We start from the raw sequence: 25,150 nt of genomic DNA, 5'->3' as shown, positions 1-25,150 counted from the left end.
AAATTCCGCCGTGCCCCAAACTAGCGCACCCGCCTCTGCCAACCTGTCGCATCCACAGGTCCGGGCATCCCCCTTGACCAATGTCGTTATAACGTCATAACTCTATGACGTCAGGCGAGCATAGCGCTCACTGGCAGCACAGGGAGAATTCAAACATGCAGCTGTTCCAGGCTTTCACGCGCACCGCGGGGGCGGTCGCGGTCCTGCTTTCGAGCACCGCACTGGTCCAGGCCGCGGATGTGTCGTTCCTCACCCACTGGGCCCCGGATACGGTGGCCAAGCTGGAGGCGGCGGCCGCGACCTATACCGAGGCGCACCCCGATACCAAGATCACCGTCCGCGCCGTGCCGTTCGGCGACCTGCTGACGACGCTCCGCACTTCGGGTGGCGGCGCCGGTGGGGCGACCATTGCCGGCATCTATGACGCATGGCTACCGGATCTCGCCAAGGACCAGTTGGTCGCGGCGGTGCCCGATGCCATTGCGGCCGACACCAAGGCCAACTGGCCGGCCGGCGTGATCGGCGCGGCCTCGATCGACGGCGTGCTCTACGGCATCCCGAACGAGATCGACGTCTACGCGCTCAATTACAACAAGAAGCTGTTTGCCGAAGCCGGTATCACTGAGGCGCCCAAAACCTGGGACGAGTTCCTCGCCGCGGCCGAGAAGCTGACCGACAAATCCAAGGGCCAGCAGGGTTTTGGGCTGATCAACTCGTGGGCGGCGGGTGTGCTGCACCCGTTCTCGTCGCTCCTGGTTTCGAACGGTGGCGACCTGGTGGTCGACGGCAAGCCGGTGCTCGACAGCGAAGCGGCCAAGCAGACCTTCGAGCTCTACGAGAAGTTGATCAAGTCGGGTTATTCCGACCCCGCAATGGCCACCGCCGACGCCAACACCACCGGGCCGTTCCTCGACAGCTTCGTGTCGGGCAAGACCGGCATGATCATCATGGCGAACTGGTGGGAATCGGCGCTGAAGGCCGGCATGGGCGACAACTTCGCCGATATCGCCACCGCCCCGATCCCGGTGGGGCCGTCGGGCGATACGGCGCGCTCGATCTCCTACTCGTGGATGACCGTGGTCAATGCCAAGGCTTCGACCGAGGAACAGGCGGCGGCCTGGGATTTCCTCAACTGGCTCAATGGGCCGGAATCGGGTCCGAACGGCGCCTCGGCGATGGGCGACATCCTGATGTCGATGGGCATCCTGCCGTCGCGCACCTCGGACGGCACGGCATTCGCCGACCGGCTGTCGAGCGATCCGTTCCTCAAGGGCTATACCGAGACCTTGGCCAACGCCAAGCCGTTCCCCGTGGTACTGGGCGGCCAGGAATTCTCGGAATCGCTGCAGAAGACACTGGAAGCCATGCAGTTCGGCCAGCTCTCGGCCGCTGACGCGCAGGCTACGGCCCAGGCCGACGCGACCGAGATCCTCGAGCGCAACGCGAAGTAAGTGTCGGGGCGATCTCGCCCCGATTGACCAACAACCCACGGTGTCATCCCGGCGAAGGCCGGGATCCATCCCGAGATTTCACAACCGCAGCGGATGTGGAAGGACCTCAGGATGGGCCCCGGCCTTCGCCGGGGTGACACCGGTGGATGGGAACCAGTATGCCCTCGACCAACACCCAGCACCGATCAGCGGTCTTCATGCTCGCGCCCGCGACCGGGTTGCTGGCGGTCTTCATTATCATTCCGATGCTGCTGACCATCTGGCTGAGTTTCCAGAACTGGTCGACGCAGACCGGGTTCGAGACGGCGAGCTTCGTCGGCATCCAGAACTTCATCGATATCTTCGCCAACAATTCGGTGGGCCGAGACTTCAAGGCGGCGCTGGTCAACACTGCGCTCTACACGGTCGGCTCGGTGGCGATCATCCTGCCGCTGTCGGTGCTGCTGGGGCTTTTGGTGCACCAGAAGATCGCACCGGGCGGGGTGTTCCTGCGCACCGTGCTGTTCTCCACCTACATGGTGCCGATGATCGCGGTGGCGCTGGTGTTCTCAAAGCTCTATTCACCGACCGAAGGGCCACTGAACCAAATCCTCGGGTGGGTCGGCATCCCGCCGCAGACTTGGCTGAGCGCGCCGCAGACGGCGTTGTTCTCGATCGTCATCCTCAATGTCTGGCAGCAGGTCGGCTACTTCACCGTGCTCGCCGTAGCCGGGCTGACGCAGATCCCGGATTCACTGTACGAAGCCGCCAAGATCGACGGCGCCAACCCTATCCAGCGCTTCTTCGCCATCACCCTGCCGCTCCTCGGCAACACGCTGCTGTTCTCGTCGGTGATCGCCATCATCAACGCGGTGCAGGTGTTCGAGCCGGTGGCGCTGATCACCCAGGGCGGACCGGTGAATGCCACCAACGTCCTCACCTATCATATCCGTCGCGTCGGCATCGAACGCGCCCAGGGCGGGCTCGGCTCGGCCATGGCGGTGACGCTGATGCTGGCGCTGGTCGTGGCGATCGCGCTGCTGTTCGCCTTCGCCCGCTCGCGGGAGGCAAAGTCCGCATGACCACCGCAGTTGCAGACCGCCGCCGGCTCGAAGGCCCCCGCTTCAAGGCGACGCCGGCCAGCGCATTGCTGGTGCTGGCGATCATCGTCGTCGCCGTGATCGCTGCGTTTCCACTGGCCTGGATGATCCTCACCAGTCTCAAGACGCCGCAGGAGACCATGCAGGTCCCGCCGGTGTGGCTGCCCGGCGCACCCAATCTCGACGCCTATACGCAGGTCGCCGAGGTGGTGAGCCTCGGACGCTCGTTCCTCAACTCGGCAGTGATCGCTGTGGTGACGACGGTGGCTATCATCGTCACCAGCCTGATGGCCGGATACGCCTTCGCCAAGTACGAGTTCCGTTACAAGGAAGCGCTGTTCGCGCTCCTGATCGCGACGATGTTCCTGCCGCCGATCGTGACGCTGATCCCGCTCTACCGGATCACCGGCTATCTCGGGCTCAACGCCAGCCTTGCCGGGGTGATCGTCCCCAACCTCGCCAATGCCTTCGGCATCTTCCTGATGCGGCAGTTCATCAAGGGCGTGCCGGACGAGCTGATCGAAGCGGCACGGGTCGATGGCGCCTCAGAGTTGCGGGTGCTGTTCCAGATCGTTGCGCCGGCGGTGATGCCGGCCATTGCGGCGCTGGTGCTGTTCGCCTTCGTCTACCACTGGAACAGCTACCTGTGGCCGCTGACGGTGCTGCAGGGGAGCGCCGACCAGTACCCGATCGTCATCTCGCTCTCGCGGCTCCTCAGCTACAACCGCGGCGCCATGAACACCGGCCTCGTGATGGCCGGCGCGACCCTCGCGGTGCTGCCGCCGGTCCTGCTGTTCGTGATCCTGCAGCGCTTTTTCGTCGATTCCGTCGTCAGTTCGGGGGTGAAGGGATGAGCACAATCCTCGCCATCGATCTCGGCGGCACGCGGTTCCGCGCTGGCATCGCCGAGTTGGGCGACCCGGCAGCAGTGCGCGCGGTGGGCGAATGGGCCGCGCCGCAAACGCTGGCGGCATTCCTCGATTTGTTGCGGCAGCAACTGAGCGCGCACCAGGCGACGCGGCTGGGTCTCGGCATTCCCGGGCTGGCGCAGGGGACGGTATGCCGCTGGGTGCCGAACCTCGGCTATCTGGATGGGCTCGACCTCGCGGCAGAGCTGCCAGGTGTCTCGGTGGGGCTTGGCAATGACGCGCAGTTCGCGCTTCTGGCCGAGGTCTCGGCCGGGTCGGCCAAGGGACTGGAAGATGCGATCCTCCTCGCCATCGGCACCGGCATCGGCTCGGCGGTGCTGGCAGGCGGACGGATCGTCGCCGGCAATGGCGGCGCAGCCTGTTCGTTCGGCTGGGCGGTGGCGGACCTTTATGACCCCGGCGAGGACCGGAGCGGTTGGCTGGAGCGGCAGGCCTCGGGCCGGGCGCTCGACGCGGCGGCGCGAGGCGTCGGGCTGCCGGATGGTGCAGCGCTGGTGCGGGCGGCGCGCGGACGCGATGCTGCAGCGATCGATGCTCTGCGACCCGGCATGCAAGCACTTGGTACGGCGCTGGCAGGCGCAGTTGCACTGCTCGCACCCGAGGCCATCATTTTCGCGGGTGGCGTTGCGGCATCGCTGGATGTGCTGCGGCCGCTGCTGCTGCCGGCGCTGCACCGGCAACTGCCGCCGCATCTGAGATCAATCGATATCCGCCCCGGACAGTTCGGGCCGCAGGCGGGACTGGTGGGTGCGGCATTTGCCGGCGCCTATGGGCCGAACTGGAGGAATGGGCATGGATGAACCAAACGGTCTCATAAAGCCCGATCGGCGGCGGCCGGAGCCGCTGTGGCATCAGGCCGAAATGGCGCTGCGCGAACTGGTCGAGCGCGGCGAATGGAGCTCGGGCATGCAGATTCCCAACGAGGATCGGCTCGGGGAGATGTTGGGAATTTCGCGCATCACGCTGCGCCACGCGCTGCGCAACCTCGAGGAAGCGGGGCTCCTGCGGCGCGAGCATGGACGCGGCACGTTCGTGCGGTCGGCCACGGTCGTCGCCGGCGTGCGCGGGCTGACCAGCTTCACCGACGAGATGAAGTCGCTGTCGCTGCAGGCCGGCACCCGGCTGATCGAAGCCAATCGCGTGCCGGCCGATGAAGAGATGGCCGATGCGCTGGAGATCGCGATCGGCGATCCCGTCGTGCAGCTCAAGCGCCTTCGGCTCGGCAACGGCATGCCGATCGGTATCCAGGCCAGCCACCTGCCCGAGGTGCGCGTGCCGGGGCTGCTGGAGGACGCTGCAAACGTGCAGTCGCTCTATGGCTGGCTGAAGGAGCGCTGCGGCATTACCCCGGTAAAGGCCAAGGAAGTCTACCGCGTCGGCAGCGTCGCGGCGGCCGATGCCGAACTCATCCAGCTCACGGCGGGAACGCCGGCCTTCGAGGTCGAACGTATCGCCTATGACGCGAGGGGGCCGTTCGAATACGCCCTCTCCACCATGCGCGCGGACCGCTACGAGATCCGCTCCACACTCTACGTGTAACGCTTTGTTCTGAAAGGCAAACCAATGTCCACGCTCTATATCAGCAAGCTCGTGAAGATCGCCGAGGCGGCGGCCTCCGCGAATGCCGAAGCCTTCGACAAGGCCTCGTTCGCAGTTGCGGAAACCCTCGCCAACAAGGGCCTCGTGCACCTCTACGGCTCGGGCCACTCGGTGCTGCCGGTGCAGGAAACCTACCCGCGCTATGGCTCCTATGTCGGCTTCAACCCGCTGACCGACCCGCGCGTCATGTGGCACAACATCCTCGGCGCCGGCGGCGTGCGTGAGCTCCTGTGGCTCGAGCGCACCGAGAACTACGCCGACAAGTTCCTCGACCACCAGCCGCTCAACGCCGGCGATACCATCGTGATCTTCGGCCACTCAGGCTCGAACGCCTCGGGCATCGATACGGCGCTCTACGCCAAGGCGCGCGGGCTGACGGTGATCGCCATCACGGCGAAGTCGAATGCCGGCAAGCCCGCCACCCACTCGTCGGGCAAGCGCCTGCCGCACGCGGCCGACATCGTGATCGACACCGGCTCGCCGGTGGAGGATGCGATCGTCGACATCAAGGGCTGGTCGCGTCCGGTGGCGGGTTCGTCGACCGTGCTCGCCATGATGATGATGCATGAGCTCCTGGCCGAGAGCGCGCAGAAGCTCGCCGACCGCGGCATCGAGCTGCCGGTTTTTGCGTCCCCGACCATCCCGGGCGTGACGCTGCACGACACCGACATCATCTACGGCCAGTACCGCGAGCGCATGCTGGAAGCGCAACAGAAGCACCTGCCGCAGTTCAAGAAGTCGATGGCCAAGGAAGGCTGATCGGACGTCCCGGGCGGAAGCTGACCCTGACGCCCGGGACGGTTTTCATGGGCCACCGGATGCGCGGTGGTCCTCCCCTGCGAAGCGGGGGAGGGGGACCAGCGAAGCTGGTGGTGGGGGCGGCCGCCGACACCGGCGCTTCCCGCCGCCCCCTCCACCGCCTTCGGCGGTCCCCCTCCCCCGCTTTACGGGGGAGGACCACCTCGACATCGAGCCCCATGTCCAGAACTACCGCTTACTTTGGCGCCCGCGTCTTCGATGGCGAGACGTGGCACGACGATGCCGCGCTCGTCGTCGCTGACGGCGTCGTGCAATCCATCGGCGATGCTCCCGCTGGCGCCACGCGCGTGCCCCTCGATGGCGGGGTGCTGGCGCCCGGGCTGATCGACCTGCAGGTGAATGGCGGCGGCGGGCACCTGGTCGGACCAGGAACGACGGCGGACGACCTGACGATGGTTTGCGCGACGCACCGTGCGTTCGGCGTTACCGGGTTGCTGCCGACGCTCATCACCGACACGGCCGTGGTTACCGATGCGGTGCTGGCAGCGGGTGCCGAAGCGGCGCGGCGGCGCGTGTCGGGCTTTCTCGGACTGCATCTCGAGGGGCCGCATCTGTCGCTGGCGCGCAAGGGTGCGCATGATCCGGCACTGATCCGGCCAATGGATGAGGCGGACCTGGTGCGGCTGGAGCGAGCACGTGGCGCCCTCCCCCACCTGCTGCTGACAGTGGCTGCCGAGACGGTGACGCCGGAGCAGATTGCCAGGCTGGTGCGTGCCGGGGTCGTCGTCAGTATCGGGCATTCGGATGCCTCGTTCGAGGTAACCTCGGCGGCGATCCGTGCCGGAGCAAGCATGGCAACGCACCTGTTCAACGCGATGAGCCAGATCGGCAATCGCGACCCCGGCGTGGTCGGCGCAGCGCTGCACCATGGCAGCGTGTGGGCCGGGCTGATCGCCGATGGCATTCATGTGCACCCGGCGACGCTGGGTCTGGCGCTGCGCGCCAAAACCGGACCGGGGCGGATCTTCCTCGTCTCGGATTCGATGTCGCAGGCCGGGACGGACTTGACGAGCTTCGAACTCAACGGCCGGACGATTTATCGCAAGGACGGGGCGCTGCGGCTCGGCGACGGGACGCTGGCGGGGGCAGACCTGACGCTTGATGCGGCAGTGCGGTACCTGCACCTCGAGTTCGGGCTGGAGCTGGGTGAGTGCCTGAGGATGGCCTCGCTCTACCCGTCGGAGGCGATCGGGGCGAAGGGGTCAGGGCGGCTGGTGCCGGGAGCAGCGGCTGATCTGATCTGGATGGTTGAGGGTCTGACGCCTCGGGCTCTGCCCGAATAGCCCCCCAAACTCGGTGTCATCCCAGCGAAAGCTGGGACCCAACTCGCCACAGCGCAAGCGGAGGCATGGGTCCCAGCTTTCGCTGGGATGACAGCCGGTGGGTGCGGCATCACCGGCGGTACTTCACGGACTGGCCTACTCCCGAAAACTATAACGCGGGGCGGTTTCGGGCTGCAGCAGGATGGCGCGCAGGTCGCTGTCGCCGGCGGCATAATCCACCGTTTCGGCCGGCGGCCTCGACATGGCCTGGACGCCGATCCAGCCGGCAACGAGCACACCGACCAGAATGCCGGCGCCGGTGAAGCGATATTTGCGGGCGCGCTTGGCGATCCGTCCGGGCAGCAGGAGCAGCCAGAGCACTGGGATCAGCAAGAGGAGAAAGAGCAGTTCCATTCTGGGAACCTCGCACTCATTCCGCCGTACCCTACCCGATCGTGGTTAAGGATTGGTGTGGAGCACGCTCCTGCCCCTTGCGCAACCTGCGGTTGCGATACCCCTCATCCGCCCTGCGGGCACCTCCCGGCGAGGGCTACGCCCTCGTCCGGTGACCTCAAGGGGAGAAGGAAGAGCGAGCCATAGACGCCGGGCGTTGCCGCTGCTACGCATAGGCGTCTAGTAAAGCGGTTTACAAGAAACAATGACAAGCAAATTCAAGACGGTGTTCGGCGACAAAAAGCCGGTGATTGCCATGGTGCATCTGGGGGCCCTGCCGGGCTCGCCGCTGCATGACTACGAGGGGGGCGTGGAGGCCATCGTCGAGGGGGCCCGCAAGGACCTCATGGCGCTGCAAGCCGCCGGGTTCGATGCCGTGATGTTCGGCAACGAGAATGACCGGCCCTATGAATTCAAGGTCGATACCGCTTCGACCGCGACGATGGGCTACGTGATCGGGCGGCTGCTCTCGGAGATTACGGTGCCGTTCGGCGTGAACGTCCTGTGGGACCCGGAGAGCTCGATCGCGCTGGCGGCGGCGACCGGTGCGCGGTTCGTGCGCGAGATCTTCACCGGCACCTATGCCTCGGACATGGGGCCGTGGACGCCGGATGCCGGCAAGGCGATGCGTTATCGCGACCGGCTGGGCCGGCAGGATCTGGCGCTGCTCTACAACGTGTCGGCCGAGTTCGCCTATTCGCTGGACCAGCGGCCACTGAGCGACCGGGCGCGCAGCGCGGTGTTCTCGTCGATCCCCGATGCGATCCTCGTCTCGGGCGCCATCACCGGCGAAGCGGCGAAAATGGTCGACCTCGAAGCCGTGAAGAAGGCGCTGCCGACCACCCCGGTGCTGGCCAATACCGGCGTGAAGCATGCGACGGTGGCCGATGTGCTCGATGTGGCCGACGGCTGCATCGTCGGCTCGTCGCTGAAGGTCGATGGCGACACCTGGAAGGCGGTCGATGCCGACCGGGCAGCCGAATTCATGCGGCTGGTCCGCGCCGCGCGGGGGTATTGATGAGTTTGAAGCAATGGGTGACCGACCTGATGCTCATTCCCGGGCTCTCCGGGTATGAGGGCCGGGTCCGCAAGTACCTCAAGGCAGCGATGGCGGGGCTCGGGATCACCTCGACCACGGACCGACTGGGCAACCTGATTGCGACGCTGCCGGGCGACAAGGGATCCCCGAGCGTCATGCTGTTCGCCCATATGGACCAGCTCGGGCTGATCGTGCGGAAGATCGAAGCGAACGGCATGGTCCGCGTCGAGCGGCTGGGCGGCGTGCCGGAGCGAGCCCTGCCTTCGACCGAGGTGCTGTTCTGCATCGGCGAAGGCGCTGACGTGCCGGGGCTGATCGCGCACAAGAGCCACCATGCGACGGCGCAGGACGAAAAGTACAAAGTGCTGCCCTATCCCGAGCTCTATATCGACGCCGGGTTCAAGTCGGCGGCCGAAGTGCTGGCGGCAGGGATCGACGTGGGCACGCCCATCGTCTATGCGCCCAAGGTGACCGAACTCGCCAACGGGCGGATTGCCGGCACGGCGGTCGACGATCGCGCCGCCTGCGCGGTGATGATCGAGGTGGCGAAGGCGCTGGTCGAGGTGAAGAAGCGACCGACCATCCATTTCGTCTTCTCGGTCCAGGAGGAGTTCAACCTGCGCGGCGCGGTGACGGCGGCGCAGGTGCTGATGCCCGATGTGGCGATCCAGCTCGACCTGATCCTTGCGACCGATACGCCAGACATGGCGGCGCGTGGCGACGTGAAGCTCGGCGGTGGGCCGGCGATGTCACTCTACTCGTTCCACGGGCGCGGCACGCTGAACGGCACGCTGCCGCATCCGGCGATGGTGAAACTGTTCGAGGACAGCGCCGCGGCAAAGAAGCTGCCGCTGCAGCGCAGCGCCCATATCGGGGCGCTGACCGACCTCAGCTACGTACAACTGGTCGGCCAGGGCGTGGCCTCGATCGATGTGGGCTTTCCGATGCGCTACTCGCATTCGTCGCTCGAAGTCTGCGACCTGGCCGACCTCGAGCAGCTGACGACGCTGCTGGTGGAAGCGCTGCCGCGGATCGACAGCAAGTTCAGCCTCGACCGGGACGATTACATCGGATGAGGCACTATCTCGGCATCGATATCGGGACGTTTGAATCGAAGGGTGTGCTGGTGGATGCGGAGGGGCGGATCGTCGCCAGCGCCGCCCGACCGCACAAGATGCTGGTGCCGCAGCCCGGCTGGGCCGAGCACCGGCCGCGCGAGGACTGGTGGGGCGACTTCTGCTTTCTGAGCAACAAGCTGATCGCCGACAGCGGCGTCGCGCCCGCGGACATCGTCGCGGTGGCGGCGAGCGCCATCGGCCCCTGCATGCTGCCGGTCGATGCCGAGGGCGAGCCGCTGATGAACGGCGTGCTCTACGGCGTCGACACCCGGGCGGCCAGGGAGATCGAGGAACTGACGGCACGGATCGGCGAGGATGTGCTGCTGAGCCGCTGCGGCAACGCGCTGACCAGCCAGTCGATCGGGCCGAAGATCCTGTGGCTGAAACGGAACCGGCCGGAGCTCTACGCCAAGACCGCCAGGATCCTGACCTCGACCACCTACATCGTGCATAAGCTCACTGGCCGCTATGTGATCGACCACTACTCGGCGGCGAACTTCTCGCCGCTCTACGACGTCGAGAAGCTCGAGTGGACCGACGAGCTGGCTGACGACATCATCGGGCTCGACAAGCTGCCCGAGGCGATCTGGACCACCGATATCGCCGGCACGGTGACGGCCGAGGCGGCGGCGGAGACCGGGCTGGCGGTCGGCACGCCGGTGACGACGGGGACGATCGATGCTGGCGCCGAGGCGCTCAGTGTCGGCGTGCTCGACGACGGCGACATGCTGCTGATGTATGGCTCGACCATTTTCATCATCGAGATCACCCCGGTGCGGGTACCCGATGCGCGGCTCTGGTATGCGCCGTGGTTCTTCCCGGGCAAGCACGCGGCCATGTCGGGGCTTGCCACCTCGGGGACGCTCAGCCACTGGTTCCGCGAACAGTTCGGCAAGGAGCTGGATCCCGCAACTGCCGTGATGGCGCTGGCGCTGGAGGCCGAGGGCTCGCCGCCCGGCGCCAACGGGCTGGTGATGCTGCCCTATTTCTCGGGCGAGCGGACGCCGATCCACGACACCGAGGCCAAGGGCGTGCTGTTCGGGATGAACCTGACGCATAGCCGCGGCGACATCTACCGGGCGCTATTCGAGGGCATCGCCTTTGGCACGCACCATGTGTTCGAGACCTATGCCGATGTCGGGCAGCCCCCCAAGGCGATCCTCGCGGCCGGCGGGGGCACCAAGAACAAGGTCTGGTCGCAGGCGACATCGGACGTCTCGGGCCGCACGCAAATCGTGCGGCAGAAGACAGTGGGAGCGTCCTACGGCGATGCGTTCATCGCGGCCTTGGCGATCGGCGATGTGCAGCCGGACGACATCCGGAGCTGGAACCCGGTCGATCACGAGATCACGCCGGACGAGAACCTTCGCGAACTCTACGAGCGGCGATACCGGGTGTTCCGGGAGCTCTACGAGCGGAACAAGGATCTGATGCGGGAGCTTTGAGATGCCCCGCCCACCGGCGTCATTCCCGCGAAGGCGGGAACCCAGTGCGGACTCTCCGTCTCATTGATCTTGGAAGCATCCCACTAGTTTCCCGCCTTCGCGGGAATGACGCCGGTGGGTAGACGCGCTTGGGAAATCAATCCGCGCCCTCGACGGCTCTACCCCTTCACGCTGCCGGCCGTTAGCCCGCGGATGATGTAGCGCTCCAGCAGCACGCCAACGACGACCAGCGGGGCGATGGCGGCGGTGGAGAGGGCGGCCATGCTCCACCAGTTGATGCCCTGCGAGCCGGTCTGGCTGGCGACCATCACCGGCAGGGTCTTGGCTTCGGAGCCGGTGAGGAGCGCTGCGAAGAAATATTCATTCCAGCAGAGGATCAGCGAGAGGATGAAAGCCGCCACCATGCCCGGAAGCGCCATCGGCAGGATGATGCGGAAGAAGGTGCCCCAGGGCCCGAGGCCATCGACCTGCGCGGCTTCATCGAGTTCGATCGGGATGGTGTCGAACTGGTCCTTCATGATCCAGATGACGATCGGCAGCACGGTGAGGGTGTAGAGCAGCACCAGCCCTACGATGCTGTCGAGCAGCGCCAGCTCGCGGTAAAGCACGAGGAAGGGCAGCGCCAGCACCACCGGCGGCAGGATCAGCTGGCTCAGGAAGAAGAAGCCCAGATCCTGGTTCTTCATCCAAAGGAACTTGTACTGGAAGCGGCTCAGGCCATAGGCGGCGAGCGAGCCGATCAGCACGGCGAGAAACGAGGCGCCGAAGGCTGTGTAGATCGAGTTGAGGAAGCGATCGAGGAACTCGTCGCGCACCGTCGACACCTGCCCGATGGTATCGGGCGACAGGCCAAGCGAGCGCCAGCCGAGCCAGTTGGGCTGGAAATCGACCCACGGAATCAGGTGGCCGAGTTGCACATCCTTGGCCACCTTCATCGAGGTGGTGATGGTCCAGTAGACCGGGAACAGCGAGACGAAGGCCCAGGTGACCAGCGCGGCGTAGATGCCGACCTTGCCGGCAACGTGCTTCAGGCGCCGGGTGGCGGCGCCGCTATCGGCTGAAGCCTGGGCGGAGAGGGTTGCTTCGGCGGCCATCAGGTCATCCTCTGCATGTGCTTGCGCAGGAATCTCAGCAGCAAGGTGACGAAGATCACGATCACCACAAGGTAGAACATCGCCAGCATGGTGCCGTAGCCGACATTCGAGCGATCGCGGTACTCGCGATAGATAAAGCTCGAGACGCTGTCGGTGGCGCCACCGGGACCGCCCGAGGTGACGGTGATGATGATATCGGCGAGCTTGAGCTTGAAGATGATGCGCAACACGATCGCGGTGATCGAGACGGGCAGCATCAGCGGGAAGATCACCTGCCAGAAGCGCTGCCAGGGCGATGCGCCATCGACCTTGGCGGCCTCGATGACTTCCTTGGGCATGGCCTGGAGACCGGCGAGCAACAGGATCATGACGAACGGGATCGACACCCAGGCATCCATCGCCTCGATCCACAGCCGGGCGACCCAGGGGTCGGTGAAAAAGCTCGGGTTGTTGAAGCCCAGCCAGCGGGCGAAACGGGCCACCGGGCCGAAGCGGTATTCGAGCATCGACTTGCCCACCATCCAGCTGACGGCAACCGGCGACAACATCAGCGGGATGAGGAAGACGACGCGCCAGAATTTTCGCGCCCGGATTTCGGCGTTGAGCAGCAAAGCGAGACCGAATGCGATCGCGTACTCGACGAGCACGAAGAACACATAGATCACCATGTTGCGCATGGCGTTCCAGTAGAACGGGTCGCGGACCAGTTGCACCAGGTTATCGAAGCCGTTGAACTTCTGGCCGGTGAACGAGGCGAGGTTCCAGTCGGTGAAGGCGATCGAGAGCCCGAACAGCGTCGGAAAGATCGCCATGGCGGCGGTGAACAGCGCCGCCGGCAGGATGAACAGCGCCTTGAGCCCGGCATCGCCGCGCACCATCACCTGGCCGACACCGAGCGCCACGGACCAAAGCAGGAAGGCATAGAGCGTCGGCCGCCAATCCTTGAGCCCCAGCGGCACGATGCCGGCGGAATTCAGCGCTTGTAGCAGGCCGACGGCGAGGAAGAGTATGGTGGCGGCGGCAATGAGCGCCCTCCCCCCATCCTTGCGGCGACGCGAGATGGCGCCGTAGCTCGGTGTTTCAGTCAACGCCATCCATGCCTCTTGGACAGTTCGCGATCGGAACTAAATCGGCTGGTGACGGTCCGCCACCAGCCGTGGATTGTCAATCAGAGCGGCGAGGCCTCACATGCCGAGCGAGGCCTTGTAGAGCTTGATCTGGTTGTCGCGACCGATCTGGTCGGTGATCTTCTCCCAGGCCGCGGCGATGGCGTCGGCGGTCTCCTGCGCGGAGGCGTATTGGCCGTTGATGCCCTTCACCAGCTCATCCTCGGCGATCGAATAGTACTGGAAGATGCCGGGGATACGCGGCTCGATGGCGCCGTTCGGATGGTTGTAGCTGTCGAGGTTGGAGCCGAGGTAATCCTCGACAAAGGCGCGATCGTAACCGGCCGCTTCCCACTCTTCGTACTGGAAGTGCGAGTTGCGGTAGGGCTGGAAGCCGGAGGGATAGGCCGAGGTCCACAGCGAAATGTCCTTGCCACCGAGATGCGCCGCGGCAGACCAGGCGGCCTTGCGCTTCTTTTCGTCGGCCGAGACACGGCTCGTGACGTAGACGCCCCAACCCAGGTAGGCGAGGTTGGGAGCGAAGTTCTCCTTCTCCTCCCAGGCGCCGGCCTTGTGGTTGTAGACCTTCTTGGCCCCGGGGTTGATCGCGAAGCCAACCACGTCGCCGACCACCGAGGTATCGGAGGTGCGGGCGTTGGAGCCGACGTCGCCCCACCAGGTGAGCGCCGCGCCGGTGCCGCCGAGGAACTGGCTGAACGCCGTGGCATTCGGATCGGCATTGAGCTGATCGGGCGGATAGGCATTGGCCTTGACCAGATCGAGCACATCCTGGATGGCCTGGACCCAGCCCGGATTGTTGACGCGCGGCTTCATGGTGTCGGGGTCGAACAGCCAGGCCGGATCGTCCGGGTGCTTGCAGTAGGCGGTGGCACGATCCTCGAGGAAGTAGAAGCCGAAGCCGCCCCACTGATACTTCAGCGGATCGAGGAAGCCGTAGGCCGGCGCACCGGTGAGCGGATCGTTCTTGCCGGCGAGCGCTGCGGGCAGCGCGTTGAGATCTTCCCAATGCGTCGGCACTTCGGCGAGGCCGGAGATCGAGCCGTCGCCGAAATAGTCCTTGCGGTAGGCGAAGGTGTGCGTGTCGCCATCGAGGTTGATGCGGTAGGTCTTGCCATCCCAGGTGCCGACCGGCGCCTTGAGATAGTTCACCAGGTCATCGGCCTCGATCTGGGTAGCGACCCAATCGGGCATCTCGTCGAGCAGGCCACGGCCGGCGGTATCACCCTCGAACGGCGCGCCCATCTCGATGATGTCGAAATCCACCGTGCCGGTGGCGATCGACTGCTGCAGGCGGGCGTTGTAATCGGCCTGGGCCAGGTCGATCCAGTTGATCTTGGCGCCGGTATAGGCCTCCCAAGGCTTCAGGAAGCCGCGGAACAGGAAGTTGTGCAGGTTCTGGTTGTTGAGCCCCATGAACGTGAGCTCGACGCCGGCGAACTCGCCTTCGGCGACGTTGGCCTTGGTGGCGCCGAGGCAGAGTTCACCGACCTTCTGCCAATCGGCATCGGTGGGCGAGCCCTTGCCGACGCCGGGGATCTGCAGGATCTGGGCGCGCACGCTGTCCTGAGCGAAGGCGCGGCCGGCGAAGGTGGTGCTGAGCGCGGTGCCTGCGGCGAGCGCCGCAGCGCCCTTCATGAAGCTGCGGCGGCTCGCCTGGATAGCCGCAACCCGGTTGTAGAGTTCGAGTTTCACGTCCGTTCTCCCTCAAAGCGCCGCTTCCAGCGGCGTTGTCGCCTCCGCGCCGGCGCTCGATGGGAAACTGAACGTGCAGGTCGGGCGGCGCAGTCCTGCGCAACCCAAGTCCCTCAACTCCTGCCTACGTCCCTCCCCAGGGAGCGCACCCTTATCTGCGGGATGCTGACGAATGGTATGAAGCTGACATGTTAGAAGTCAACACGTTGGCGGAGGGGCGGCGCGCCCCCAACGCACAAAGTGGGGGTTGCATTCATTAGTGAACAGTTTCTGCTTTCACCAGTGAATGCGCAGTTTCGGCAGGAGCGCCTCGCGGCTTTGCTGCCTCGGTGGGCGCTCCAACTGTTTTGCCGGGCGCGCGTTCGAGGCGGGAAAGTCTGCAACTCTTCCCTGAAAGCGCTTCAGGCCTCGGGCGGCAGCACGCCTTTCTTGAAGATGAAACAGCCGTAGAACCGCCGCTCGCCGGTCTGGATCACCACGTAAGACTGCTTGGCTGCTTCATAGAAGGCGAAGCGCTCGATCGACCCCATCGGCGAAGGCTTGCCTTCGGCCTTGTCAATCGCCGCCTGCACCTCCTGCTGCACCGGCGGCACCTCGTCGGGCTGGCCGACAATCTCCATGCGCAGCGCAGGATGCGGCACGAAGCTATCGAGCGGCAGCAGCGACAGGATCGCCTCGGCAGCGCGGCCCGCAGTGACATTCTCGAGCTTCAGCAGCTTGCCATAGACAGTCTGGCGGGCAATCGAATCCGAGGGGAAGTTCATGTCGGCGATAACAAGGTCGTCGCCGTGGCCCATGGATTTGAGCGCGTGCAGCACGTCGGCATTCAGGATGGGATCGAGCCCCTTGAGCATGGTGTCCTCCTCCAAGGATCATGGGTGATTAGCATGGGGCGGGCGGGTGTGCATCCCGTCGCAGCGTGCGCATTTCCAGCCTCTCATCAGCCCCCCGCAAGTTTCGTGGCTGCAACGCCGCAGCTCGGCGCCGTGCTCAAGACAATGCCGATTCGACAACGCGTCAGCGGCAAAGCTTTGAGCTTGCACGCGAAAAGTCTCGCCAAGCAAAGCCGCTTGATCATTCAGCGGCTCTAGCTATGGTGCACGGCGCAGTCGTCAGTGTGGACCGTCGACAATGCCCGGCTCCTCGGCGCCGGGACTTTGAAGGTTATGTGGTTATGCGGCGCAGACATTTCGGTCTCCGCGCATGCCGGTTTGTTGCGAACTGGCGTGCGGCGAATGGAGGCCACGGGCGATGACAGCGGCCGGGGGGCGGCTGGCAGTGCTGATGGCGACCTACAACGGCGCCAGGTATATCGACGAGCAGTTGCGCTCGGTCGATCAACAGGCTTGGCCCGCGATTGACGTCTGGGCGTCGGATGACGGCTCGACCGACGGCACATCCAACGCGCTGGAGCGCTGGGCGGTGTACTGGAGCAAAGGCGCGTTCACGCGTCTGCCCGGCCCGGGAAGCGGCTTTGCCGCCAACTTCCGCTCGCTGCTGGTCAACCCTGAAGTCGATGCCGATTATGTGGCGTTCTGCGATCAGGATGACGTGTGGCTGGCGGAAAAGACCCAGGTCGCCGTGGCGGCGCTGGAGCCGCATGGCTGCCGACCGGCGCTCTATTGCGCGCGAACCATCATTACTGACGCCGAGGGGGAGGAACTGTCCCGTTCGCCGCTGTTCCGCCGCCCGCCGGATTTCGCCAATGCACTGGTGCAGAACATTGGCGGCGGCAACACCATGGTGCTCAACCGGGCGGCGCACGAGTTGGTGCGCAAGGCGGCTGCGCTGACGGATTTCGTGAGCCATGACTGGTTCGCCTACCTGATCGTTGCCGGTGCGGGCGGGTACGTCACCTACGACGAGACCCCCCATGTGCGCTACCGGCAGCACGGCAGGAACCTCGTCGGCTCGAACCAGGGTTGGGGGCCCCGGCTCAGCCGGATCAAGGCGGCATTCGGGGGCCGCTTCATGCTGTGGAACGACGGCAACGTGGCGGCGCTCGATGCATGCCGTGACCTGCTCACGCCGGCAGCAGCGGAGATCTTCGATCGATTCCGCCAGGCGCGGACGGGCCCCCTGCCCGACCGGTTGGTGAACCTCTGGCGCTCCGGCGTCTACCGGCAGACCGCGCTGGGGCAGGTGTCGCTCTACGCCGCGGGCCTGCTCGGCAAGCTCTGACTCGGTGGCAGATCATGGGTATTGCGGCTAAGGTCCGCCGGCGGAAGGAAACTGCAAAAAGATGACTATCCTGGTGACCGGCGGCGCCGGCTTCATCGGCTCGAACTTCGTGCTCGACTGGCTGGCTGCCAACGACGAGCCGGTGGTGACGCTCGATGCGCTGACCTATGCGGGCAACCTCGCCAATCTTGCCCCGCTGAATGGCGACAGCCGGCACCAGTTCGTGCGCGGTTCCATCGGCGACGGAGCCCTGGTCGGCCGCTTGCTGCGCGGCAATGAGGTGCGGGCGGTCATCAACTTTGCCGCGGAGAGTCACGTCGATCGGTCGATTTCCGGCCCTGCCCCGTTCTTTGAAACCAATGTCATGGGCACGCTGCACCTGCTCGAGGCCGTGAAGGCGTATGCCGCGGGGCTCGATCAAGAGAAACGGCAGGGCTTCCTGTTCCTCCACGTCTCGACCGACGAGGTCTATGGCACGCTGGAGCGCGACGAAGCGCCGTTTGCCGAGACCAACCCGTATAAGCCGAACAGCCCCTATGCGGCATCCAAGGCCTCGTCGGATCACCTGGTGCGGGCCTATCGCGAAACCTATGGGCTCGCGACCATCGTCACCAACTGCTCGAACAATTACGGGCCGCTGCAGTTCCCTGAGAAACTGATTCCGCTGATCATCCACAACGCCTTGAACGGCAAGGCTTTGCCGATCTATGGCGACGGGCTGCAGGTGCGGGACTGGCTGTATGTCGGCGACCACTGCGCGGCGCTGCGCCGGGTGCTCGATGCCGGCGTGCCGGGCGAGACCTACAATATCGGTGGCGACAACCAGAAGACCAATATCGAGGTGGTACGCACCATCTGCGCGTTGCTCGACGTCAGGCGCCCGCGAGCCGACGGCGCGAGTTACGCTGCGCAGATCACCCACGTAACCGACCGGCCGGGACATGACCGGCGCTACGCGATCGATCCCACCAAGCTCGCCGGCGAACTCGGCTGGCGCCCGGCGGAAGCGTTCGAGGGTGGGCTCGCAAAGACCGTAGACTGGTATCTCGCCAATGAAGCCTGGGTCGCCGACGTGACCAGCGGCGCCTACCGCGAATGGGTGGCGAGGCAGTACGGATGAAACTGCTGATCCTTGGGCGCGACGGCCAGGTCGGCACGGCGCTGACCCAGTTGCTGGCCCCGCTCGGCACCATCGTTGCACTCGGTCGAGATGGTGCGGACCTCGCGAATCCCGACGGGCTGGCGAGAGTGGTCGACCGCGAGCAGCCCGACGTGATCGTCAACGCCGGCGCATACACCGCCGTCGACAGGGCCGAGAGCGAGACCGAACTGGCGCAGCTGGTGAACGCCGATGGGCCGGGCGCCCTGGCCCGGGTCGCGGCGGAACTCGATGCCTGGCTGATCCACTATTCCACCGACTATGTATTCGATGGCGAGAAGTCGGAACCCTATGTCGAGGATGACGCCACGGCGCCTCTCAATGTCTACGGCGCGACCAAGCGTGCCGGCGAACTGGCGATCGGTGAGGCCGGCAGCAAGCACCTGATCTTTCGCACCAGCTGGGTACACGCGCCGGGCCGCAACAACTTCATCGCCAAGATCCTGAGCCTGGCGCAGAGCCGCGACGAACTCAAAGTGATCGACGACCAGATCGGGGCGCCGACCAGCGCTCGGCTGATTGCCGAGGTCACGGCCCGCGCGCTCGAGCAGATCGCCAGCGACCGGCCGCTGCCGAGCGGCATCTACCACCTGGCAGCAGCGGGCGAGACGAGCTGGCACGGCTATGCGAGCTATGTCATCGGCGAAGCGAGGAGGCGTGGAGTGCCGCTCAGGGTACCGCCGGAGCGGGTGCTGCCGGTGCCGTCGACCGCCTTCCCCTCGCCGGCGAGGCGCCCGCACAATTCCCGCCTCTCCACGCACAAGCTGCGCACCGCGCTCGGCATCGACCTGCCCGACTGGCAAGCCGACGTGCTGGGAACGCTCGACAACCTTCTTCCGGAGACCACCCGATGACGCGCCGCGGCATCATCCTTGCCGGCGGCGCCGGCACGCGCCTCCATCCCGCGACGCTGACCGTCTCCAAGCAGCTTCTGCCGGTCTACGACAAGCCGATGATCTACTACCCGCTATCGACGCTGATGAGCGGCGGCATGCGCGAGGTGCTGGTGATCTCGACGCCCGAGGATCTGCCACGCTTCCGCACGCTGCTGGGCGACGGCCGGCAATGGGGGATGGAGCTGAGCTATGTGGTGCAGCCCAGCCCTGACGGGCTGGCGCAGGCGTTCATCCTGGGGGCCGACTTCGTCAATGGCCGCCCGTCGGCGCTGATTCTCGGCGATAACATCTTCTTCGGCCACGACCTGGCAAAACTGCTGGAGGGCGCCGACCGCGAAGTGCACGGCGCGACGGTGTTCGCCTATCACGTGCACGATCCCGAGCGTTACGGCGTGGTGGAGTTCGACCACGCGGGCGCTGCGATTTCGATCGAAGAAAAGCCCAAGGTACCGAAATCCAACTATGCCGTGACCGGGCTCTATTTCTACGACGCCGAGGTGGTCGAGCTGGCGCGTGGTCTGAAACCGTCGTTGCGCGGTGAGCTGGAGATCACCGACCTCAACCGGCTCTATCTCGAACGTGGAGCGCTCAACGTGCAGCGCATGGGGCGCGGCTTCGCCTGGCTCGACACCGGCACGCATGACTCGCTGCTCGAGGCCGGCCAGTTCATCGCCACTCTGGAGAAGCGACAGGGCTTCAAGGTCGCCTGCCCTGAGGAAATCGCCTGGCGCAACGGCTGGATCGACGACGAAGCGCTGGCGCGACTCGCAGAACCACTAAAAAAGAGCGGCTACGGCATGTATCTGACGGCGCTGCTGCGCGAGGGGCGAGGCTGATGAACGTCCAGAAACTGAATATCGATGGGTTGATGGTGTTCGAGCCGCGCGTCTTCACCGACGAGCGTGGCGCCTTTTTCGAGAGCTTCAACGAAGCAGCGTTCAGGGAGGCGACGAGCTTTTCTGGCGCCTTCGTGCAGGACAACCACTCGATCAGCCACAAGGGTGTGCTGCGGGGTCTGCACTACCAACTGCGGCCACATGCTCAGGGCAAGCTGGTGCGGGTGGTTGCAGGCGCGGCGTTCGACGTTGCGGTGGACATTCGCAGGGGTTCACCGACATTCGGCAAATGGTCAGCAGTGAAACTCACCGCAGAGAACCGCAAACAATTTTGGATTCCGGCTGGGTTTGCACATGGCTTCCTCGCACTCGAGGACGGAACCGAGTTTCTGTATAAGACCACCGATTTCTGGCACGCCGAAAGCGAGCGGAGCGTCCGCTGGGATGACCCTACGATCGGCTTGCAATGGCCAATGGATGGGAGGCCGGTGGTTTCGACGAAGGACGCAAAGGCGCCGCTACTGTCTGACGCGAAGGTGTTCGATTGACTGCTGCGCACGACGATAGCGAGGCCGAGGAACTCGCCCGGTTGCTGGACGAGCCACCTCCCGCGGTCCTGATTTCCCAAGAAGAGGAGATCGTCCGCCTCCGCGAGGAATTGGATGGCATCCGACAGAGTGCTGCGTGGCGCATTTCTAGAGTGGTGGACCGGATCGTTGGCCTGCCGGCGACGATTGCACAGTATTTTGGTATGCGTGTCAGAGTAACTCCGCTGCACGACGTCAGGAAGTACGCAAACGGCATGGTCGACGATTGGGAGGTCATCGGCCCCGATCCACAGGTTGAGCTGCACTGGGCAAACGGCAGACCCTTACCCAACGCGAGGTATCTGTTCGCCGTCAACTCAACTGAAATGCGCAACGAAACGATGAATCTCTATCTGGACCGTGGGGACGGATTCACGGAACGCGATCACGTGACGCTCCGCTACCGGCGCCTGGGTCGCCGCCAGCAGGCAGCAAGGTTCATCTTGCCAAAGGAGGCCAAGCGCCTTCGGCTCGATCCTCACGAAGACACACCGCTCGTTCAACTCCACGCGCCGCGGCTGCGTCGTTTGTCGGCACTCGAGTATTACGCCCGCTCGCTGGCATGGCGCATCGATGACTACGTTGCACAGGGTCACTCGAGACGTGCTGTACTGGGCTACGTGGTGAAGCTGGCCCGCGAGCGCGGACTGCGTGCGATGGCTGCAGAACTGCGCGAGGAGGGCAGCGCGCCGGCACCTGAACGTGGTGGTGCAGACGTGAAACGGCGGCCGCTGTTGCATGCCGTAGGCCAGGCCAAGTCGCTCATTCGTAACGCGCCGATCTCGCCCAAGGTTAAGCAACGACTGCGGGCGCGTTTGCTTTCCAGTCCAGCAATTAGAAGCCTCAGTGTAGCAGAGATCGCAAGCAGACCAGATAGTGGCCGAGTGCAGCTTGGTGAGGGGGATCTGGCGGTCGCGCTCGGCCCCTCAGTGTATACCGACTACGTCGCCCAAGTGTTGTCGCTGCCCTCACCAGCCACCTCGCTGGGAATCTCCTACGTGCCCAAGCTGCCAGAGGACGCCGACTTCAGCCGTGCAGCGTTGTCCGTGGTGGCATTCTATCTACCGCAGTTTCACCCCATCCCGGAAAATGATGCCTGGTGGGGCAAGGGGTTTACAGAGTGGACCAATGTTACCAAGGCCGTGCCGCAGTACGTCGGTCACTATCAGCCGCACCTGCCGGGCGAACTTGGTTTCTACGATCTCCGCCTGCCGGAGATAATGCGGCAGCAGGCGGAATTGGCGCGAGCCTATGGCGTCCGAGGCTTCTGTTTTCACCACTACTGGTTCGGCGGCAAACGTCTTCTTGAGCGGCCGGTACAGCAACTACTGAAGGATCGGAGCATCGAAGTCGAGTTCTGTCTGTGCTGGGCGAACGAGAACTGGACGCGACGCTGGGATGGCCAGGAGTCTGACATCCTGCTTGCCCAGAACCATTCGCCCGAAGACGACCTCGCCTTTATTGACGATATCGCCCCCGCACTAAAGGATCCTAGATACATCCGTGTTGACGGGCGAGCGGTTCTCATCGTCTACCGAGTGAGCCTCCTTCCCGACGCTGCCGCAACCGCGAGCCGGTGGCGGGCTCGCGCAAAAGAGCTGGGGGTTGGAGAGCTCTACCTGGTTTGTGCGCAGACATTCGGCATCGAGGACCCGCGTCCATATGGTTTCGATTGTGCCATCGAGTTTCCTCCCCACATGGCTATCTCGGGCGACATTCGGGACCAACTCCAGATCGTGAACCCGCAGTTCTCGGGTCAAGTCTATAGTTACGAGGACATGGCGTCGTCGTATCTGGCTAGGCCTCAACCTGATTACCCGGTAATCAAAACAGTGTCGCCGGGTTGGGACAACGAGGCCCGAAAGCCGGGCCGCGGACACAATTTTCACGGCGCGAATCCGGCATCCTACGCACGCTGGCTCAGGCGAGCGGGTGAGGCAACACTCAAACGCGTGGAGGAAGGGACCAAGCAGCCGCCGCTGGTTTTTGTCAACGCGTGGAACGAGTGGGCCGAGGGTGCTCACCTCGAACCGGATAGGAAGTTCGGATACGGAAACCTGCACGCGACGGCGAACGTGGTCAGAAACACTATTCCGATGTCGGCCGAGCTTCGCGATCTTGTTCTGAAGAGCCAAGCCGCCTTTGCCAAGCACTCCGACACGGCGCTGGTTCTACACCTCCACTATACCGACCTCATCGAAGAGATTCTTCCGTTCCTGCACAGCGCGGCAGAAGCAGATTTATTCGTAACGCTGCCGGCAAGCGCCCCGGCCAGTATCGCCCGACGGCTTCTGGAAGAGTTTCCGAACGCCCGCCTGGACTGCTACGCCAACCGCGGACGCGACGTATACCCATTCCTTGAGCTGCTGCAGATAATCCATAAGCTTGGGTACGGTTATTGTTGCAAGGTGCACGGCAAGAAGTCGATGCACAGATCTGATGGTCATCAGTTGCGAGCCGGTGCATTCCGCTCGCTGCTGGGATCCCCAGCCGTTGTTGCTAGGCACCTGACGCTGTTGCGCGAGGATCCGACCGTCGGGCTCATAGCGCCGCCTGCATCGGTCCTGGAGCTTGCTGAGCCTTCTCGGGTGACATTCAACAGAAGGTGGCTGGAAACCCTTGGCGCTCGTATCGGACTCGACGACGTTGCGGAGAATCCGGACAGCCGGTTTATCGCCGGGACGATGTTCTGGTGCCGACTGAATGCTCTCGCACCGCTCCTGGCGCTCAATCTCACGGTTGAGCAGTTTGAGGACGAGGCCGGGCAATCGGACGGAACGCTGGCGCATGCTGTCGAGCGCATCATCGGCTCCGTCTCCGCCAAGTCCGGCCTCAGGATTGTGGAAGCGGCAATCGCTGAAGCTACAGAACCGGGAAACGACCGCGTATGAAATGGTACTTTTGCCTGAACGAAGGCGGCCTGTCGTCTTTCGCTGAACCCACCCTGGTTGCCGTTCATTCTGCGTTGCAGAACACGACGCTCGAGCCACATTTTATTTACGACGGTCCGCCGAACGAACTAACATCTTACCTGCAGGCGCTCGGTGTCACCGTGCATTTCCACCGGAGCACACTCCGAGACCTGATTTCTTCGGCCAAGCAACAGGACGGATACAACCCCACGGTGGCGCACGGCGCTTACTTGCGCCTAGACATTCCTCTGATCGACACCTCGGACGATGTGGTGCTGTATACCGACATCGACGTCATCTTCCTATCCAATCCGGTGATCAATGACCCTCCCGTCATCTTCGCCGTAGCTCCAGAGTATGCGGTCGATACCGGAGTGGCGGTTGAATATCGTCCGGTCATCAACTCCGGCGTTATGGCCATCAACCTGTCCAGTTTTCGCAGCACACGAGGGGACCTGATCCGGTTTTGCGAGCAGAACGACTTCTATTTTCATGGAGACGGTGGATTTTACGATCAGGGAGCACTAAACAAATTTTACGACGGGCAGTGGCAGTATCTACCACAATCGATGAACTGGCGGCCATTCGCCGCCGATCCGTCGCCCCCTGTCATCATTCATATGCACGGCACCAAGCCGTTCGAACTGCATAACCTGATCTCCGGCACCGACGACTATCGCCCAGTCGCGCGAAGCTTCTATGAAATGAACCGCGCCCACTACATTATGGCGATCGGACTCTACCGGCGTTTCCTGCCGCCTGATGCCCGACGTCTGCTCGATCGCCATCTCCCATGGGTACGCCGCGCCACACCAAGGGCAGGCGACAAAACCGACGGGCCGATGAACTATAAACCCGACTTATTCTCTTTCTACTTCAATGGGCAACGGATTATCGCGTCCCATTTCTACGACACCCCCTATTTGGAAGAGTACTGTCAGATCATCCTTCGTTACGCCCTCCGCGGAACGGAGGCGCACATCCTGGAATGGGGCTCGGGATTTACGACGCTGGTCGCTTCGTCGCTGCTCCTAGACAAGGGTGCCACTTACTCGATCACCAGCCTCGATGACTATGGCCCCTATCAGGAGAGCGTCCGCGCCAGCTTGGATACCGGCGAGAGAGTGAAGATGGTGTTGGACGACCTCATTGGTCCGGGGAAATCTCAGTCAGATCCCGAGTTGAACTATTCGACGTGGCCATTGTCTACGAAGAAGCGTTACTCGATGATCTTCATCGACGGTCGACGACGCGTCGAGTGTGGCTTCGTTGCGGCGCTCCTCTCAGACGCAGATACGTTTGTTGTGCTGCATGACTTTAGGCGTGGACGCTACCAGGCGATGCTTGGCCTGTTCGAAGTGGTCGAGGAAACCAAGCAGTTCAGGATCATGAAGCTGCGCCCCTCGGTGCATGAGGCGCTGATGCCGGGTCGCGAGGCAGTCGAGAGCGCGCTACATGGCGCGCTCAACTAG

Annotated in this window: 22 protein-coding genes; 17 read left to right on the top strand and 5 right to left on the bottom strand. The window is 64.2% G+C overall.

The genetic code is table 11. The features are described from left to right. Nucleotides 1-155 precede the first annotated feature (155 nt). From VGV07_RS14630 to nagA, 7 genes are all read left to right on the top strand, one after another. Complete coding sequence (locus VGV07_RS14630) at nucleotides 156-1,451, top strand: sugar ABC transporter substrate-binding protein (RefSeq protein ID WP_326869453.1); 1,296 nt, start codon at nucleotides 156-158, stop codon at nucleotides 1,449-1,451. Nucleotides 1,452-1,609: 158 nt separating this feature from the next. Further along, nucleotides 1,610-2,512, top strand: a complete 903-nt coding sequence (locus VGV07_RS14625) for a sugar ABC transporter permease (protein WP_326869452.1) — start codon at nucleotides 1,610-1,612, stop codon at nucleotides 2,510-2,512. After that, on the top strand, nucleotides 2,509-3,384 hold the full coding sequence (locus VGV07_RS14620) for a carbohydrate ABC transporter permease (RefSeq protein WP_326869451.1): 876 nt from the start codon (nucleotides 2,509-2,511) through the stop codon (nucleotides 3,382-3,384). Before VGV07_RS14625 ends, VGV07_RS14620 begins: the two co-directional genes overlap by 4 nt. Next, the gene (locus VGV07_RS14615; RefSeq protein WP_326869450.1) at nucleotides 3,381-4,259 is read left to right on the top strand and encodes an ROK family protein; all 879 of its coding nucleotides are present in this window, start codon (nucleotides 3,381-3,383) and stop codon (nucleotides 4,257-4,259) included. Before VGV07_RS14620 ends, VGV07_RS14615 begins: the two co-directional genes overlap by 4 nt. Continuing rightward, on the top strand, nucleotides 4,252-4,998 hold the full coding sequence (locus VGV07_RS14610) for a GntR family transcriptional regulator (RefSeq protein ID WP_326869449.1): 747 nt from the start codon (nucleotides 4,252-4,254) through the stop codon (nucleotides 4,996-4,998). The genes VGV07_RS14615 and VGV07_RS14610 overlap by 8 nt, the downstream gene beginning before the upstream one ends. Nucleotides 4,999-5,022: 24 nt before the next feature. Then, nucleotides 5,023-5,817, top strand: coding sequence for a sugar isomerase domain-containing protein (locus VGV07_RS14605; RefSeq protein ID WP_326869448.1), 795 nt, complete (start codon nucleotides 5,023-5,025; stop codon nucleotides 5,815-5,817). Between the two features lie 218 nt (nucleotides 5,818-6,035). Then, nucleotides 6,036-7,160: an N-acetylglucosamine-6-phosphate deacetylase gene (gene nagA / locus VGV07_RS14600; RefSeq protein WP_326869447.1), complete on the top strand. Its 1,125-nt coding sequence runs from the start codon at nucleotides 6,036-6,038 to the stop codon at nucleotides 7,158-7,160. A gap of 135 nt (nucleotides 7,161-7,295) precedes the next feature. On the opposite strand, the gene VGV07_RS14595 is transcribed toward nagA, so the two are convergent. After that, complete coding sequence (locus tag VGV07_RS14595) at nucleotides 7,296-7,553, bottom strand: hypothetical protein (protein WP_326869446.1); 258 nt, start codon at nucleotides 7,551-7,553, stop codon at nucleotides 7,296-7,298. Between the two features lie 244 nt (nucleotides 7,554-7,797). On the opposite strand from VGV07_RS14595, the gene VGV07_RS14590 reads away from it, so the two are divergent. Genes VGV07_RS14590 through VGV07_RS14580 form a run of 3 tightly spaced genes read left to right on the top strand, consistent with a single transcriptional unit; the run spans nucleotide 7,798 to nucleotide 11,194 of the window. Then, nucleotides 7,798-8,610, top strand: coding sequence for a BtpA/SgcQ family protein (locus tag VGV07_RS14590; protein WP_326869445.1), 813 nt, complete (start codon nucleotides 7,798-7,800; stop codon nucleotides 8,608-8,610). After that, the gene (locus VGV07_RS14585) at nucleotides 8,610-9,707 is read left to right on the top strand and encodes a M42 family metallopeptidase (RefSeq protein ID WP_326869444.1); all 1,098 of its coding nucleotides are present in this window, start codon (nucleotides 8,610-8,612) and stop codon (nucleotides 9,705-9,707) included. The genes VGV07_RS14590 and VGV07_RS14585 overlap by 1 nt, the downstream gene beginning before the upstream one ends. After that, nucleotides 9,704-11,194, top strand: coding sequence for an FGGY-family carbohydrate kinase (locus VGV07_RS14580; protein WP_326869443.1), 1,491 nt, complete (start codon nucleotides 9,704-9,706; stop codon nucleotides 11,192-11,194). Before VGV07_RS14585 ends, VGV07_RS14580 begins: the two co-directional genes overlap by 4 nt. Before the next feature lie 158 nt (nucleotides 11,195-11,352). Here the strand turns inward: VGV07_RS14580 and VGV07_RS14575 are convergent, their stop codons facing one another. The 4 genes from VGV07_RS14575 to VGV07_RS14560 form a co-directional block, all read right to left on the bottom strand. Then, a complete protein-coding gene (locus VGV07_RS14575; RefSeq protein WP_326869442.1) occupies nucleotides 11,353-12,288 on the bottom strand; it encodes a carbohydrate ABC transporter permease in 936 nt (311 codons plus the stop codon). Beyond that, a complete protein-coding gene (locus VGV07_RS14570; RefSeq protein WP_326869441.1) occupies nucleotides 12,288-13,382 on the bottom strand; it encodes a sugar ABC transporter permease in 1,095 nt (364 codons plus the stop codon). The genes VGV07_RS14575 and VGV07_RS14570 overlap by 1 nt, the downstream gene beginning before the upstream one ends. 90 nt (nucleotides 13,383-13,472) lie before the next feature. Continuing rightward, on the bottom strand, nucleotides 13,473-15,050 hold the full coding sequence (locus VGV07_RS14565; protein WP_414649954.1) for an extracellular solute-binding protein: 1,578 nt from the start codon (nucleotides 15,048-15,050) through the stop codon (nucleotides 13,473-13,475). A 458-nt stretch (nucleotides 15,051-15,508) separates the two neighbouring features. Next, nucleotides 15,509-15,961, bottom strand: coding sequence for an RbsD/FucU family protein (locus VGV07_RS14560; protein WP_326869439.1), 453 nt, complete (start codon nucleotides 15,959-15,961; stop codon nucleotides 15,509-15,511). A 397-nt stretch (nucleotides 15,962-16,358) separates the two neighbouring features. On the opposite strand from VGV07_RS14560, the gene VGV07_RS14555 reads away from it, so the two are divergent. The 7 genes from VGV07_RS14555 (at nucleotide 16,359) to VGV07_RS14525 (ending at nucleotide 25,150) form a co-directional block, all read left to right on the top strand. Beyond that, nucleotides 16,359-17,288, top strand: coding sequence for a glycosyltransferase family 2 protein (locus tag VGV07_RS14555; protein ID WP_326869438.1), 930 nt, complete (start codon nucleotides 16,359-16,361; stop codon nucleotides 17,286-17,288). Nucleotides 17,289-17,349: 61 nt separating this feature from the next. Then, nucleotides 17,350-18,408 (top strand): dTDP-glucose 4,6-dehydratase, encoded by a 1,059-nt coding sequence (gene rfbB, locus VGV07_RS14550; RefSeq protein ID WP_326869437.1) that lies wholly within the window; start codon nucleotides 17,350-17,352, stop codon nucleotides 18,406-18,408. Beyond that, the gene (gene rfbD, locus VGV07_RS14545; protein ID WP_326869436.1) at nucleotides 18,405-19,301 is read left to right on the top strand and encodes a dTDP-4-dehydrorhamnose reductase; all 897 of its coding nucleotides are present in this window, start codon (nucleotides 18,405-18,407) and stop codon (nucleotides 19,299-19,301) included. The genes rfbB and rfbD overlap by 4 nt, the downstream gene beginning before the upstream one ends. Next, a complete protein-coding gene (gene rfbA / locus VGV07_RS14540; protein ID WP_326869435.1) occupies nucleotides 19,298-20,179 on the top strand; it encodes a glucose-1-phosphate thymidylyltransferase RfbA in 882 nt (293 codons plus the stop codon). The genes rfbD and rfbA overlap by 4 nt, the downstream gene beginning before the upstream one ends. Beyond that, nucleotides 20,179-20,727: a dTDP-4-dehydrorhamnose 3,5-epimerase gene (gene rfbC, locus VGV07_RS14535; protein ID WP_326869434.1), complete on the top strand. Its 549-nt coding sequence runs from the start codon at nucleotides 20,179-20,181 to the stop codon at nucleotides 20,725-20,727. Before rfbA ends, rfbC begins: the two co-directional genes overlap by 1 nt. After that, nucleotides 20,724-23,657 (top strand): glycoside hydrolase family 99-like domain-containing protein, encoded by a 2,934-nt coding sequence (locus VGV07_RS14530; RefSeq protein ID WP_326869433.1) that lies wholly within the window; start codon nucleotides 20,724-20,726, stop codon nucleotides 23,655-23,657. Before rfbC ends, VGV07_RS14530 begins: the two co-directional genes overlap by 4 nt. Beyond that, on the top strand, nucleotides 23,654-25,150 hold the full coding sequence (locus VGV07_RS14525) for a hypothetical protein (RefSeq protein WP_326869432.1): 1,497 nt from the start codon (nucleotides 23,654-23,656) through the stop codon (nucleotides 25,148-25,150). Before VGV07_RS14530 ends, VGV07_RS14525 begins: the two co-directional genes overlap by 4 nt.

The sequence above is a fragment of the Devosia sp. genome (assembly GCF_035944845.1).
GTDB lineage: Bacteria > Pseudomonadota > Alphaproteobacteria > Rhizobiales > Devosiaceae > Devosia_A.
Note: the sequence above shows the minus strand (reverse complement) of the source record. Positions and strands in the feature narration are given on the sequence as shown.